Below are 14558 nucleotides of genomic sequence, written 5' to 3'. Positions count from 1 at the left end.
AAATTGCTTTGTTAGCTATTTCTTAAAAGTCGAAAGTATAAAACTTATCCCAGAATAATCTAGTTTCTGGAGCATCACCACCAATGGCAGTTGAAGCAGCGTTATAGTTATCTTCGTTTAATGTTTGCTCTCCTACCGGATACAAGTAACGTGTTGGGAAACCAGATTCAGCGCCTGTTGGCTCTGCTAAAATTGGGTAATCCAAACGACGAATAGAAAGGTAGCTTGCAAAGGTTCTATTGTAAAGACCCAAATATGCTTGTGTACCAATTACTTGTTTCCAAGCTGGCGAAGAAGTACTTGTAGCTAATGCACTAGCGTAATCCACTTCTGGTTTAGCTAAGTAAGCAGCAACATCTTCTGCACCCCAGTAATCAAATGATGCGGTAATACCAGCAGCATAGTGAGTTGCAGCATCGCCACCAACAGAGTATCCTCTTGCAGCAGCCTCAGCCATTAAAAATCTAACTTCAACATACGAAAGTAACACACCAGGCTCAGTTGGATCTACCAAACGATCAGCAACGTGAGAGTAATCTGGATATGCAGATATTTCACCTATTTCACCTCCAATATATTCGCCATCTACATCAGTAAAGTAAACGGGTCTTCTCGGGTCTTCTAGGTCGTTCATTATATCAATTATTGTTACAGCAGCAACATAATCATTACGTCCACTAAGAACAAGGTTATCGTTCATAGGGTTGTTGTTAGGTGCAGCAGCTGAATACATATAACTTCCGTTATCTGCATTGCTTGTAAATACACCACTTGTAACTGCAGATTCAACAGTAGATTTAGAAAGTCCAGCATCTACATCAGAAAGCATTATTCCCATTCTTAGTTTTAAAGAATTAGCAAATTTTTTCCAATGTGAAACATCGCCACTATACATCATATCTTCTGTACTACTAAAGCTTCCAACACCCGTATTCATTCCACCGATGGCAGAGTTAAGACGCGCAATTAAGTCTTTATAAATAGTAAGTCCGTCATCATACGCTGGCAACAAATTGTCAATATCTAAAGCTTCGCTGTAAGGAACATCTCCGTAAGTTTCAACTAAGTTACTATAAGCATAAACCGTAAGCACTTCAATAATTGCAAGCTTATTAGGTTTTAGTGCATTAGTAAGATCGTTATCTGTCTCGGAAATTACTCGAGCAGCTTCATCAAGATCTTTTAGTACATCTCTGTAGATTTCTCTCCAGTGGTTATCAGGAATTGCACGCGTAATTTGATCGTACTGACTTTCGTCTGTATACGTAGTTTCCTGTAATTGCTGCGTCCATAACCTTAAGTTATTAAGGTTAACGTTCGGAGTAACGACTTGATCGGCCAACTGCTTTTGAGCAGAAGCGAACAAACTTTCGCCACTCACCGCAGTAGGATCTTTTATATTCTGGTTCAGGTCCTCAAGATTGTCTGAACACGACACGGCCATAACTGCCGCAGTTAGGATTAAAAATATTTTCTTCATTTTTTTATATATTAAAATTGTGCTTTAATGTTAAACCCGTAATCTTGGGTAGTTGGCAATGAACCAGTAACATAACCTTGAAGGTTACCAGAGCTCAAACCTGCTTCAGGGTCAGCGTATGGCAAGTTTTTATTGATTATCCATAAGTTAGAACCTGAAAGGGTAAAAGATAAACCAGTCATAAAGGTATTGTCAAGGTATTTAGATGGCAAATTATAGCTTAATGAAACTTGACGAAGTTTTATGTAGCTCGCATCATAAACAAATGCAGCAGCTGGTAAAGCAGCGTATCCAAATCCACTAAATCCGTTTGCATCAGTTCTAGTTGTATTGGTTGACCCATCAGGATTAACACCTGGGTTAATATATCCACCACCTTCATCAAGCGGGCTTCTTACAGGATTTCCTAAATCATTGGTAAATGCAGTGTTTGCATAGATACCAGTTGCTTCACCATAATACTGGTCAAGAGAGAAAAGGCTTCCACCTTCTTGAATATCAATTAGGAAACTGAAAGAAAGATCTTTGTAAGTAAATGTGTTGGTAATACCAGCTAACCAATCTGGGTTAGTATCTCCAAGTACATTGTTAGAAACCGGAGTTTTAAGGTATCTTCCACTATCTGGATCAACAACTTTCTCACCGTTTAAGTAAACAAAATCTTGACCGTAGATTACACCGTATGGCTGACCTAATTCGGCGTTTATAGAAACACCACCTTGGAATCTACCTAATTGTAGGTTCTTAATTCCGTCAGGCAATTCTAATACCTCACTCTTGTTTTGAGACCAGTTAGCGCTAAGAGACCAAGTAAAATTGTCATTCTTGATTGGCATTGCATTTAATGAAACCTCAATACCTTTGTTTTCAATTTCACCAGCATTTAGCAATTTACCAGTATAACCGGTAGTTGGAGAAATTGGAACAGTTACAATTTGGTTAATAGAGTTAGATTTGTAGTAAGACACATCAAAACCTAATCTGTTATTTGCAAAACGCATCTCTAAACCTGCTTCGTAACTCTTGGTACGTTCTGGTTCTAGGTTCGGGTTATTGGCAGTATTAGGAATAGAGTTTCCGATATCACCATTAATAACGTATGTATCTCTCAATCTATCAAACGGAGCTCCATTACCTACCTCAGCGTAGTTTAAACGAAGTTTACCAAAGCTAATAGCATTAACATCTAGTAATTTACTAAATACAAAACTAGTAGAAACAGAAGGATAGTAGAATGCACTGTTATCTTTAGGTAAAGTAGAAAAACGGTCTCTTCTAACTGTACCATCTAAGAAAACAACGTTTGCGAATCCGAAAGATGCACTAGCGTAAACACCATCAACACCAATTTTCTCAGCTTGTTCAACTGGGTTTGGAAGTGGTGATGCACCATTCTGTAATGAGTAAAGACCAGGAACCACTAATCCACCAGCAGTAGAAGATGTTAATGAGTTAAATTCACTTCTACGAATGTTTGATCCCAAAATACCAGCAAAACTTAAGTTTTCTGAAATATCAGTGTTGAAGTTAAACATTAAATCGTAGTTTGTTTCAGTTGCAGTAATATCTCTTCTTAGGTAACCAGAATCTACGTTACCACGAGAAACACCAAATGAAGTTGCTACAGAACCAACAGCTCTACGCTCTTCTTGGTTTTCGCTATATGTATCTGTAGAAACCCTACCTGTTACATTAACCCAATCAGCAAGCTCGTAGTTTAACTCAAAGTTTCCAATAAAACGGCTTCTACCGTCATTCTGATAATTTTCATAACGTGTCCAATATGGGTTATCCCAGTATAGAGGAGCAGCACCCGGTGTAGCGCTACCTGGGTTCCAAGTAACGTTTCTATGAGTTAAGAAGTAAGCTTCTTTTTGCTCATTAACATCAGTACTTACTGACCACCATTGTTTCATATTACCTACAACGTTATCGTTATAACCTGTAGAGTTACGACCCAATGCATCAGTTTTAATATAGTTCGCAAAACCGCTTGCAGTTAACTTTTCAGTTACATCGTAGGTTCCACTGAAAATAAAGTTGTGGCGATCTAATTGGCTATTTGGCATTAAACCAGACTGATCTAATTTTGTATAAGACATACGGTATGAACCACCTTCTAATCCATTTGAAATAGAGATAGAGTTGGTAAGTGAAATAGGAGTTTCAAAAAAGTTCAAAGGACCGTTTGCAGCAGCTACATAAGCAGATTTTTGCAAATATGTTGGTAACGAAGGATCAAATGAATTCCACTTGTAAATGAATAAATTAGGATCATAAGCTGGTCCGTAAGACGCATCATCTACATAATTCTCTACCTGATCGTCAATACCATCGCCGTTAATATCTTCAAACGTAAAGTAATCGCCATAACCTGGACCATATTGAGTTTGGTATTCAGCAAAAGTACTCTTGTCAATAAAACCAACGGTAGCGTTCGTATTAATAGTTACACCAATACCTTTCGATTTTTTACCTTTTTTAGTTGTAATGATAATAACACCGTTAGCCGCACGTGAACCATAAAGTGCCGAAGCAGCCGCTCCTTTTAGCACGTTTACAGATTCTATATCGTCTGGGTTAATATCTGCAGCAGCGTTACCGTAATCGTAGTAATTACCTCTTGCTTGAGCTTGAGCAGCATCGTTGGTATTTCTGTTACTGATTGGCACACCATCAACAACAAATAACGCTTGGTTATCTCCCGTTAAAGAAGTGTTACCTCTAATAACTACGTTGGTAGAACCACCAAGGTTGTTGTTTCTTCTAATTTGTAGACCAGATACTTTACCAGAAAGAGCGTTTGTAAAGTTGTTGCCCTTAACTGTAGAGATATCTTCTCCATCTACTTCTTGTGTTGAATACCCCAATGATTGTTTTTCACGAGATACACCAAGTGCAGTTACTACCACCTCGTCCAACATAGAACCAGCTTGCATAGTAACATTGATCTTATTTGAGGCCCCAACAGCAATCTCTTGGGTCTCAAAACCTACATAACTATAAACAAGTGTTTGCCCAGTAGCAGCATCAATGGTATAATTACCATCAAAATCAGACTGCGTTCCAGTACTTGTACCTTTTATAATTATGTTAACTCCTGGAAGCGGTAAACCTGTGTCATCAGTTACCGTCCCGGAAATTGTTTTTTCCTGTGCAAAAGCGAGCTGCACAACTAACACTAATAATAGTGTTAAAATTCCACTAAACTTTGTTTTCATTTTTTTGTTTGTTTGAATTAGCACCCCAAAAGTGCCAATAAAATCTTACAATTCCAACTTTTATAGTAAGTAGATTATGAAAATATTATCAAAAAGTTATTTTAAAAAAACAGTTTTTCTTTAAAATTTAACCCAAAAATTTGCAAAGACTTGGTTTTCTTATGCTTGCGGAGCGTAGGAAATTATTGCTGAATAAAAAAAAGTGTTTAAAAAATAAACACTTTTTTTTCTAACAGTTTATAAACAATTGCCCCAACATTACAATCCATGGCGTTTTGGAGCGTTTTAACATATTTTATTTCACATTTTCTTCAGCGTTAAAACACACTACTATAAAAGGTGTTAAAACACTAATAAATCATAAAATTTTCGCAAACTGGCTTAAACTGTATTTTGCTTATTTATTTTGCAGAACCCTCTCCCTTAAAATGTTGCGAAGTACTTTTAAATAACACATTAAAAGTGGTTAAACTGCCATAACAACGCGTAATATATTGTTGTAAATCTATTTTATCCTGTTCTCCCAATTCTTTACTCGAATTAATTTTTTGCTCCATCACGCGCAGTCGGTCACGCAACATTACAATTTTATGGAAAAATGTGTCAATGGGTATTTCCTTTGAAGCTAAATTAGAATCGCCTGGTTTTAAAACAATAGTGCCGCCTTTCCATTTATCGGCAATTGGCACTATCTCACTAAATCCATTCCATTTCTTGAGAATGTTGCGAAGGCTCTTTTCTACCTCATAAAAGCTTACCGTATCTACCTCATCCTCAGCAGCCTCAATAATTTCAAAATCGTCGTCGGGCGTAATTGTTTCAAGACCATTGTCAATAAAAGTTACCCAATACATTTTTGCCGTAACATTAGTAACCACCCCTTTCCCGTATTCAGGGTGGTTGATTCGGGATCCTATTCCTAAAATTTGTTTCATCTATTTTTTATTTGAATTTTGAAAAGGCTAAAAATATAAAATATAGCCGAAATTCTACCTCCAAACAGAAAGTTGCCAAAATGAAAAAACCATCCAACTTTCGCGGGATGGTTTCCTTGGTTTATTAACCAATCGCGGACTACTTCTTTTTAGGAGCAGTTGGCGAAGCCTTTTTGTTATCCTGCTTTTTGGTTTGTGGCCCTTTAGCAGGTTGCGGCTTTTTGCTTTGCTGATTTTGTGGCATAACAATTACTTTTTTAAATTAACAATATAAAGGTAAAAGACGCCACTGTTAAATTATTCTCTCGTTGGCTAAAATTTAACAGCCAATTTTATGCAAGGAACGCTCTACATTCCGCTGCACATTTTCTGCAAGCTTCTGCACAATCTTGGCAATGTTGCGCTTCGTGTTGCGAACACTCGTCTGCACAGGCTTCGCATATTTTTGCACAATACCTTACAAGATCGTCCACATCGCCAAAATTCATGGCCAAAAGTTGGTTAAGCGTACTGCAGACTTCTGCACAAACCCTATCGGTTCGGATGCAGCTCACCATCATTTTTACATTTTCTTCGTCAAGACAGGCGTCTGCACAGTAATTACAATGATTAATGCAGTTGCCTAAAGCGTGAATTAATTTTTCGTTTTTCATAATTGTTGTTTTTATGAAATCAAATTACCAAAATCGACGCGTACTAACTATTAAGAAAATTATAAAATCCTCCTAAAATTAATGTCCGCCTTGCTTGTGGTCGTCAATTACTTGTTGGTCGCGATATTTGCAGCAAGGATCTATTTGATTGTAAACTTCGTCCTTGGCAGCAATGTCCTGGGTATCGTGGCCGCTATCGGCAATACTTTGCTGAATGGTGGCTAGATCGGTTTTCTTTTCATTATAAATCAAGTTTAATTGATGGGTTTCTACATTCCAAATAGCCGACTTTACGCCTTTGGCCTGAATGGATGCCTTCTCAATTCGATCCTTGCACATTCCGCAAACACCATCTACTTCAATGGTAGCTTTTGCATTTTTGTTTTGGGCAAAACCGGTTGCACCGATAAATAATACGCTAATAATTAAAATTGCTTTTTTCATTTCTATCTATTTTCTAGGGTTATAATTATGCCTTATGGCTTCTAATTTTGCGGTAAATTAAAATCGCAACATCATTAATTTATTCTATATCGTAATCCCGCATAATACGAGCTTCCAAAAATGGGGCCGTAAACGTATGTTGTGTCAAAAGTAGTTCCAAACGGAGTATCACTTCCCACAATTGGGTTAGGTTGTTTTACATTGGTTATGTTTTCACCACCCACATAGATTTCAAAATTAGATGAAAAAACTTTAGTAATCTGTGCATTCAGTGTTGAAACCGATGGTGAAAATTCTGAAAGGCCAATGGTATTCAAATAATTTTCTGAGCCGGAAAATCGCTGTTCGCCCAAATAGTTGAAGGTCGCGTCAAACTTCCAGTTACCGCCCTTTTGTGTTTGATGGGTTTGAAAAGAAGCATTTGCAAAAAATCGGTGATTTGGCGTTAACGGATTTTGCTTCTTTCCACTTAAATAGGTAGTTTCCACATCGTAATATTTATATGCCAATCGCACATCAAAATGGGTGAAAGGATTGTAATTAAATTCTAATTGATAATTGTTCGAAAAACTTTCTCCATCCAAATTGTAAAAATTAATTTCCGAAGGATTTTCCCAATCCACAACAATTTGGTTCTTAAAATCAGTTCTATAAAAATCGAAAGTAACATCGCCCCTTCTTCCAAAAAGATTGAAACCCTGCATATACGAAGCCCCATAATTCCAAGCAATTTCGGGATTCAACCCATAAATTTCGCCTCCGTTGCCTAAAATTTTTAAATCGCGAGAAGTAGCAAAAAGCTGCTGATTTTCGGTAAAAATATTCGCACTGCGCTTTCCTCTTCCTGCGGAAATTCTAAAGGCAGATTTTTCCCAAGGCGTGTAGCGCAAATGAAAACGCGGCGTGATAAACGCTCCCAATCTATTGTGAATATCGCCACGGATACCAGCCGTAAAATTAAGATCGCCCAGATTGTCAAAATTATATTCGAAAAAAGCCCCGACCGAATTTTCAATTCTGCTGAAATTTTCAGTTAAAACCAATTCTTCATAACCGTCATAAGTTGCACTCACCCCAGTTTTAATTTTGTGGCGCGAGTCACTAATTATTGAGTTGTACAGAAAGTTCGCATATAAACTATTATGCTCAATATTGTAATCGTTCAACCCAAAAAAAGACTCTTGGTTGTGATGGCTGTAAGCAAGTTGCAAACCACCAGTTCGCCAAGGAATATCTGGGTTTACGAAACCAAATTTCCCCGAAAGGTCAAAACGTTGCGTATTAATTTCGCTACCCCAAGCATTTGTGGTGCCTCGGTCCTTCTTTTCATCAAAACCAATCTGTCCGGTTTGCTTCTCATCATTTAAAAATCGAACATTGAAAAACCCAACATACCCGTTTTCAGTGTCGGTGTATTGCCAGCGATTCATCACGTTTACTTGCTGCATCAGCGGTGCATCGAGAAAGGAGTCGTCATTTTTATCAAATTCCGTATCCCGCATATTCCCGTGAATATACAGCCCCGTGCTCCAGCGGTCGGTAACTTTTGTATTTAAATGCGTATTCAACTCAAAACGTCCATTTCCGGCGCCGTAGGCATTTACAAAAAGCTTATCATCCAATGTTGGTTTTTGCAGTTCGGCATTTATTTGTCCCGCGATACTTTCGAAACCATTTGTAACGCTTCCCGCACCTTTGGTAATTTGGATACTTTCCACCCAAGTACCGGGAATAAAACTCAAGCCGTACGCTTGCGAAGCCCCGCGAATACTCGGTACGTTTTCAGTTGTAATTAAAATATAAGGACTCGTTAATCCCAGCATTTTAATCTGTCGCGTGCCCGAAATGGCATCAGAAAAATTTACGTCAATCGAGGGATTGGTTTCAAAGCTTTCCGCGAGGTTACAGCACGCCGCTTTTAGAAGTTCTTCGCTGCTTACATTGAGAACATTGGTTGCTTGAATGAAGGAACGCGACGTGGCTTTCTGCCGGGCGGTAACCGTAACCTCATCAAGATTGGCGGTAGAAGTTAAAGAATGCGTAATTCTTTTGGGCGAATTCACCGAAATAGTATCGGTTTTATAACCCACAAAACTGATAACCATTTTTTTGTATTCGGGCTTATACGCAATTTCGAAATTTCCGTCAAAATCTGTTACGGTTCCCACTTGAGTGTTTAGCCAATAAACGTTTGCACCTGCTAACGAAACTTCTTTGTTATTGATATTATCAGTAATCTTTCCCGTTACTTTTTCCTGTGAAAAAACACTGAGTGGGAATAAAAAGGCTATAAATATGTAGTTTTTCATATAATGTTATAAATTTTTATTCTGTGACTTAAGACGGTAGGACATAAGACGTAGGAGAAAATTTTATATTCTTCATACGTCTTATGTCTAAAAGTCCTATGTCATTTTTCATTTAATCAATTCTTGCAGCGCGCAATCGCAATGCATTTGTAATTACCGAAACAGAGCTAAAACTCATTGCCAGTGCGGCAATCATCGGCGATAATAATAGTCCAAAAACTGGAAAGAGAACCCCGGCGGCTATTGGCACGCCGAACACGTTATAAATTAAAGCAAAAAACAGGTTTTGTTTAATGTTACGCATTACTTTTTCGCTTAAATGGAACGCTTTCACAATGCCGTGCAGATCGCCTTTTACCAAGGTAACGCCGGCACTTTCTATCGCTACATCCGTACCTGTGCCCATCGCGATTCCTACATCACTTTTTGCCAAAGCGGGGGCATCGTTTATTCCGTCGCCAGCCATGGCTACTTTTTGGCCTTCGGATTGCAATTTTTCGACTACTTCCAATTTGTTCTGCGGAAGCATTTCAGCTTTAAATTCGGCGAGATTTAATTCGGAAGCAACAGCTTTTGCGGTGTCGTGGTTATCGCCTGTTAGCATTATAACCTGAATTCCCTTTTTCTGAAGTTCGTTGATTGCTTTTTTACTGGTTTCCTTTATTTTATCGGCAATCACAACGTAACCCACCACTTTTCCAGCTACGGAAAGCATCGGTACGGTCTTGCCCTTTTTCTGTTCTTCTGAAATTTGCTTTTGAAGTTCTTCGGAAATGTCTGCATCTGCTTCCTGCATCATCTTTTCGTTACCGAGTGCTATTTTTTCTCCATTGATATTTCCAGTTACCCCTTTTCCGGTAACCGAATTGAAATCGGTAGCTTTTAAAACTTCGGAATTCTTTTCCTTTCCGTATTTAACCGTAGCATCAGCCAATGGATGTTCGCTGTTTTGATTGAGCGAAACAATATATTGAAGCACTTTTTCTTCCGAAAAACCGTCGGCAGCGCCCACTTTTTCAACGGAAGGTTTTCCTTCGGTAATTGTTCCGGTTTTATCAATAATCAAAACGTCTATTTTGTTGAGTGTCTCCAGCGCTTCGGCATTTTTAATGAGCACTCCGTTTTGGGCGCCCTTCCCCACTCCAACCATCACAGACATTGGCGTGGCGAGCCCAAGGGCACACGGACACGCGATAATCAAAACGGCAATGGCATTCACCAAGGCATAAACATAAGCAGGTTCAGGACCAAAAACTGCCCAAACTATAAAAGTGATTATTGAAACTAAGACCACGATTGGCACAAACCATCTAGAAATTTTATCGGCCAATTTTTGGATTGGAGCGCGGCTTCGGCTTGCTTTGTTCACCATTTCAATGATTTGGGAAAGCAGAGTATCGCTTCCCACTTTTTCGGCTTTCATTACGAAAGTTTGTTTGCCGTTTATGGTTCCGGAACTTACTTTATCGCCCCCCGCTTTTGAAACGGGAACAGGTTCGCCGGTAATCATTGATTCGTCAATGGAGCTTTCGCCTTCCAAAATGCTGCCGTCCACAGGAATTTTCTCTCCGGGTTTTACACGGAGTTTATCGCCAACTTCAATTTTATCAATGGCGATGGTTTCTTCCTTTCCGTCAACAATTCGAACTGCTTTGTTTGGCGCCAGTTTCAGCAATTCCTTTACAGCAGAATTTGTTCGGTTGTGCGCGCGCGCTTCCAAAACCTGCCCCATTAAAACTAGGGTGAGTATAACCGAGGCCGCTTCAAAATAAACGTGCACAGTTCCCGATTCGGTCTTAAACTGTGGAGGAAAAAAGTCGGGGAACAACAACCCAAAAATACTAAAAAGCCAAGCCACCCCAGCCCCTATCCCGATAAGGGTAAACATATTGAGATTCCAGGTTTTAATGGAGCGATAGGCGCGTTCAAAAAACATCCAAGTGGCGTAAAACACCACCGGAATTGACAGGCCGAATTGTATCCAATTCCAAGTAACAATCGGCATCCAATCGTATAACGGATTGTTTGGAATCATTTCAGACATTGCGATTATAAAAATGGGTAGCGTAAAGGCTACGGCAATCCAAAACTTTTTCAGCAACTTTTTATACGATTTGTTTTCGGCAGATTCGTCGGCCTCTTTTGGCACTAAATCCATCCCGCAGATTGGGCACGAACCCGGTTCGTCGCGAATTACTTCGGGATGCATTGGGCAGGTATACTCCGTTGCCGAGTTTGTTGAAGTTTTTGCCTCTTCTACCAAATCCATTCCGCAAACGGGGCAATCGCCAGGCTTGTCGTAAGTCTTCTCGCCTTCGCAGTGCATCGGGCAATAAAACGTACCCGAACTGCTTTGTTTTGCCCGTTTTTCCTCTTTTTTCTTTTGATGTTTTTCTGCAGCTTCAGCATCATCGGGAAGAGAGATACTGTAGCTTCCGCCGTCGTCTTCCAACGCTTTTTCAAAAACTTTTAATGGAATGTGATTTTCCATTTCGATGACCGCTTCGGCTTTTTCAAGGTTTACCGATGCTTGGGAAACGCCTTCAATTTCACTTAAAGTCTTTTCCACATGGCCTCGGCAGCCATTGCAGGTCATTCCGTGTATTTTATATGTGTGTTTCATTTTTATAATTTGATTAAATATGAGTTCTTACCCCATAAATATTTGGGGTTTAAGTCATGAAATACCCGCATACACGGGGTATAAATCAAATCAGGAAAGTCTCGTACAGAATGTTCAAATCCTGTTCGAGGGGTGGCGGACTGTAATCCGCGAAGAAGATTTTTTCTGCGGAAGCGATTTCTACTTCCTGCAATACAAAAACAGAAACGAAAGTAGCTACAAAGGTTTTATTCAATTTTAAATCGAACGAAGCCTTGGCAAAATTTTCGTCAGTTTGTATTTTGGTAATGTGGTTTTTACAACAATCGTGTGCTTCAGGAGCCAAGTTTTTATCGTCGCAATCTGTAGCGAGGGCGTCTTCCTCCATTCCACAGGAAAGAAGTTTGTCGCCCAAGGTAACCTCAGCCATCATTTCCATCCCACTGCAGAAGTGCTGCGCATAGGCTATTCCAGAACTACTAACGAGCATTAGGATAGATAAAAATATGGAAATGGTTTTTTTCACGCTTTTGCAAAAATACAAAAAAAAGCCCCCCACTAAAATGGAAGGCTTTGTTAAATTAATTTATCTCGGCATCTACTCTGCCGCATTTCAACATTTTATCGCCAAAATATGGATTTAAAATATCTTTGCTGCTGCTTATCCAATAGGCACCTTTATTATTAAAGGCCATTGGGCAGTATTGTTTGTATAATGTTCCGGATTTTAACGCGCCCTGCAACATACTTTCCATTGCACTACTTAAGGTTTCAAAATTTTGGCGCTGCACAGCAATATCGTCAGATGCAGCCATAGCGGAAACTGCAGTTTGTACAGTTTCTTCGGCATTCATTTCCTTTAAGTGTTTTTCAAGTTTTGCAGCTTCTTCCGCCGTTTTGGTGGCATTTGTATTTACTAAAGCTGCTTCTACCTGTAAATATTGATTAAATATTGCTTCAACATTAGGATCGTTGAATTCTACTTCAGGAACGGCTATTTCGTAAGTCTTGGTTTCAGTATTATCAACCGTAACAACTTCGGGCTCGGTCTGTTTAACCGTGTCTTTACAAGATAAAAAGCTTAATGCAATAATTGCTAAGGAAATAAGTGATAATTTTTTCATTTTCAGTTAAATTTTAGATAGACAAAGGTATCAAAAAATCATCGAGTTTTGTATTTCTGAAAATAAAATGCTGGCACTAATAAAAGTAGAAATAAGGGTTGAATTAAAAACCTTCTAACATAAAACAATACAAAGTGGCCGCTACTTTCTTCCGAAGTAAAAATTATAAAGCTGAAGATCATAAAAAACAGCACAAAAAGAAGGCTGTAAAGAAGGAGTGAAAACTTTATAATTTCTTTATCCTTAAATACCTGCCATATAATTGCGAGGGAAATAATGGTATTTAATAAAAATCGGAGCGCAACCCCGGTTTGTAACGCAAACGTGTCCATTTGTGGCAGCGGCATACTTTTATAGTCAACTTCAAAAAAAGATAAAAGCGGATCGTAAAACAACGTATGTTCAAAAGCTCGAATAAGAACTAAAAAACCCGCCAGAACAACTATACTTACTATGTTTAACGACTTTTTCATTACGGCGTATTCGATTTTAGCATTTTAACCCAAATCATCCATAACACGAAAACCACGCTGTAAATTATACCTGGAAATACTACCGAATGAAGCACATTTTCATACTGCGGAAATTTGTAAAGTGCGATAATAAGAATTACGATTCGCAGTAAATTAACGCTGTAAATTAAAACCGCACCCGCCAAAAGAAACAAAAGCGTTTTTTTGAAATTTTCTGCGAAAGCAATAATAAAAGCCACAAACAAAATAATAACACTGGCAGAATTGCAACCCTCAACAATACTAACAGAATAGGCATTGTTTATTGTTAGCGAAATTCCCTGTTCCAATATATTGGGTTTTAAAGTAGAAGTATAACCCAAAAACTCTAACACAGCCCTGCTTTGATTTGCAACGAGATTTGAAAGATAATCCGGAAAAAAATAGCCACTCGCAGACGCCTTTAAGTAAAGTGAATATACAACGCCAAGCAACAAATATGTGCCCAAAAATAGGATGATGAATTGAACAACGGTTCGGTATTTTTTAAAAAGTTCTTTCAAAAATTATTTCTTACTTACTGTTTCAAACATATTCAACTTTTTACAGTATTTGAAATTTTTGTATTTAACAAAAATACAGTATTTGTTTTTGGCGTTTGTAAGGGTTTTAAAATACTTTTGCCAACTCATATTTAGCTGTAAAATTATGTCATTCTTAAAACTGAAACCCAAAATAACTACCATTCTTGCCAATAATAGCGAAAGTACCGAACAACGCTTAACCGAGGTTTGTGAGCTTCTCCAAACCTCTATAGGCTATTACGATTGGGTTGGATTTTACTTTGCGAACGCGGCTCAAGAAACGCTTCACTTAAAAGCATTCGCAGGCGAACCCACAGACCACACCGTTATACCTTTTGGTAAAGGAATTTGCGGGCAGGTGGCGGTAAGCAACAAAAACTTTGTAGTGCCCGATGTAAAAGCACAGGACAATTACATTGCGTGCAGCATTACCGTAAAATCTGAAATTGTAATCCCGCTTTTCAAAGACGGAAAAAATATTGGCCAAATAGATATTGATTCGCACGTAGCAGATCCTTTTTCGCTGGAAGACGAACGCTTTTTGGAATGGGTAAACGTAGAAGTTGCAAAGATACTTTAGTTCTTTAAATTAAGTTTTTTGCAGCCACTTCTTCGAAAATTCCAATATTTTAAATTTCAAACTCCAAAAGTCCCACCCCAGCCTTTTCAAGGGGAAGAAGTAACTGTTTATTATCTTTTACCTTCTGTTTTTTGAGATTTATTTGGAATTTGGTGCTTGTAACTTGGAATTTAC

Annotated in this window: 12 protein-coding genes; 1 reads left to right on the top strand and 11 read right to left on the bottom strand. The window is 38.5% G+C overall.

Translation table 11 applies throughout. From position 1 onward, the window contains the following. Positions 1-22 precede the first annotated feature (22 nt). From QCQ61_RS07155 to xrtF, 11 genes are all read right to left on the bottom strand, one after another. Positions 23-1444 (bottom strand): SusD/RagB family nutrient-binding outer membrane lipoprotein, encoded by a 1422-nt coding sequence (locus tag QCQ61_RS07155; protein ID WP_279450090.1) that lies wholly within the window; start codon positions 1442-1444, stop codon positions 23-25. A 47-nt stretch (positions 1445-1491) separates the two neighbouring features. Next, positions 1492-4701, bottom strand: a complete 3210-nt coding sequence (locus tag QCQ61_RS07150) for a SusC/RagA family TonB-linked outer membrane protein (RefSeq protein ID WP_279450089.1) — start codon at positions 4699-4701, stop codon at positions 1492-1494. A gap of 401 nt (positions 4702-5102) precedes the next feature. Then, positions 5103-5636, bottom strand: coding sequence for a DUF8685 domain-containing protein (locus tag QCQ61_RS07145; RefSeq protein WP_279450088.1), 534 nt, complete (start codon positions 5634-5636; stop codon positions 5103-5105). Between the two features lie 332 nt (positions 5637-5968). Next, the gene (locus QCQ61_RS07140) at positions 5969-6289 is read right to left on the bottom strand and encodes a four-helix bundle copper-binding protein (protein ID WP_279450087.1); all 321 of its coding nucleotides are present in this window, start codon (positions 6287-6289) and stop codon (positions 5969-5971) included. Between the two features lie 78 nt (positions 6290-6367). Beyond that, positions 6368-6733, bottom strand: coding sequence for a heavy-metal-associated domain-containing protein (locus tag QCQ61_RS07135; RefSeq protein ID WP_279450086.1), 366 nt, complete (start codon positions 6731-6733; stop codon positions 6368-6370). A 74-nt stretch (positions 6734-6807) separates the two neighbouring features. Next, a complete protein-coding gene (locus QCQ61_RS07130; protein ID WP_279450085.1) occupies positions 6808-9042 on the bottom strand; it encodes a TonB-dependent receptor in 2235 nt (744 codons plus the stop codon). A gap of 112 nt (positions 9043-9154) precedes the next feature. Continuing rightward, the gene (locus tag QCQ61_RS07125) at positions 9155-11665 is read right to left on the bottom strand and encodes a heavy metal translocating P-type ATPase (protein WP_279450084.1); all 2511 of its coding nucleotides are present in this window, start codon (positions 11663-11665) and stop codon (positions 9155-9157) included. A gap of 85 nt (positions 11666-11750) precedes the next feature. After that, a complete protein-coding gene (locus QCQ61_RS07120) occupies positions 11751-12170 on the bottom strand; it encodes an HYC_CC_PP family protein (RefSeq protein WP_279450083.1) in 420 nt (139 codons plus the stop codon). 55 nt (positions 12171-12225) lie between these two features. Beyond that, the gene (locus tag QCQ61_RS07115) at positions 12226-12768 is read right to left on the bottom strand and encodes a DUF3347 domain-containing protein (RefSeq protein WP_279450082.1); all 543 of its coding nucleotides are present in this window, start codon (positions 12766-12768) and stop codon (positions 12226-12228) included. 38 nt (positions 12769-12806) lie between these two features. After that, on the bottom strand, positions 12807-13241 hold the full coding sequence (locus tag QCQ61_RS07110) for an exosortase F system-associated membrane protein (RefSeq protein WP_279450081.1): 435 nt from the start codon (positions 13239-13241) through the stop codon (positions 12807-12809). After that, the gene (gene xrtF / locus QCQ61_RS07105) at positions 13241-13783 is read right to left on the bottom strand and encodes an exosortase family protein XrtF (protein ID WP_279450080.1); all 543 of its coding nucleotides are present in this window, start codon (positions 13781-13783) and stop codon (positions 13241-13243) included. The genes QCQ61_RS07110 and xrtF overlap by 1 nt, the downstream gene beginning before the upstream one ends. 145 nt (positions 13784-13928) lie before the next feature. Here xrtF and QCQ61_RS07100 point away from each other — a divergent pair, with 145 nt between their 5' ends. Beyond that, complete coding sequence (locus tag QCQ61_RS07100; RefSeq protein ID WP_279450079.1) at positions 13929-14384, top strand: GAF domain-containing protein; 456 nt, start codon at positions 13929-13931, stop codon at positions 14382-14384. The last annotated feature ends 174 nt before the right edge of the window (positions 14385-14558 follow it).

It is taken from the genome of Aequorivita marisscotiae (assembly GCF_029814825.1).
Lineage (GTDB): Bacteria > Bacteroidota > Bacteroidia > Flavobacteriales > Flavobacteriaceae > Aequorivita > Aequorivita marisscotiae.
The sequence above is the reverse complement of the archived record's forward strand: the minus strand, read 5'-3'. Positions and strand labels throughout refer to the sequence as shown.

Excerpts from the sequence above, each read along its gene's own strand:
- QCQ61_RS07155 (WP_279450090.1), bottom strand. The coding sequence starts at position 1,444 with ATGGCCGTGTCGTGTTCAGACAATCTTGAGGACCTGAACCAGAATATA.
- QCQ61_RS07110 (WP_279450081.1), bottom strand. The coding sequence starts at position 13,241 with ATGAAAAAGTCGTTAAACATAGTAAGTATAGTTGTTCTGGCGGGTTTT.
- QCQ61_RS07150 (WP_279450089.1), bottom strand. The coding sequence starts at position 4,701 with ATGAAAACAAAGTTTAGTGGAATTTTAACACTATTATTAGTGTTAGTT.
- QCQ61_RS07140 (WP_279450087.1), bottom strand. The coding sequence starts at position 6,289 with ATGAAAAACGAAAAATTAATTCACGCTTTAGGCAACTGCATTAATCAT.
- QCQ61_RS07115 (WP_279450082.1), bottom strand. The coding sequence starts at position 12,768 with ATGAAAAAATTATCACTTATTTCCTTAGCAATTATTGCATTAAGCTTT.
- QCQ61_RS07145 (WP_279450088.1), bottom strand. The coding sequence starts at position 5,636 with ATGAAACAAATTTTAGGAATAGGATCCCGAATCAACCACCCTGAATAC.
- QCQ61_RS07130 (WP_279450085.1), bottom strand. The coding sequence starts at position 9,042 with ATGAAAAACTACATATTTATAGCCTTTTTATTCCCACTCAGTGTTTTT.
- QCQ61_RS07125 (WP_279450084.1), bottom strand. The coding sequence starts at position 11,665 with ATGAAACACACATATAAAATACACGGAATGACCTGCAATGGCTGCCGA.
- QCQ61_RS07135 (WP_279450086.1), bottom strand. The coding sequence starts at position 6,733 with ATGAAAAAAGCAATTTTAATTATTAGCGTATTATTTATCGGTGCAACC.
- QCQ61_RS07100 (WP_279450079.1), top strand. The coding sequence starts at position 13,929 with ATGTCATTCTTAAAACTGAAACCCAAAATAACTACCATTCTTGCCAAT.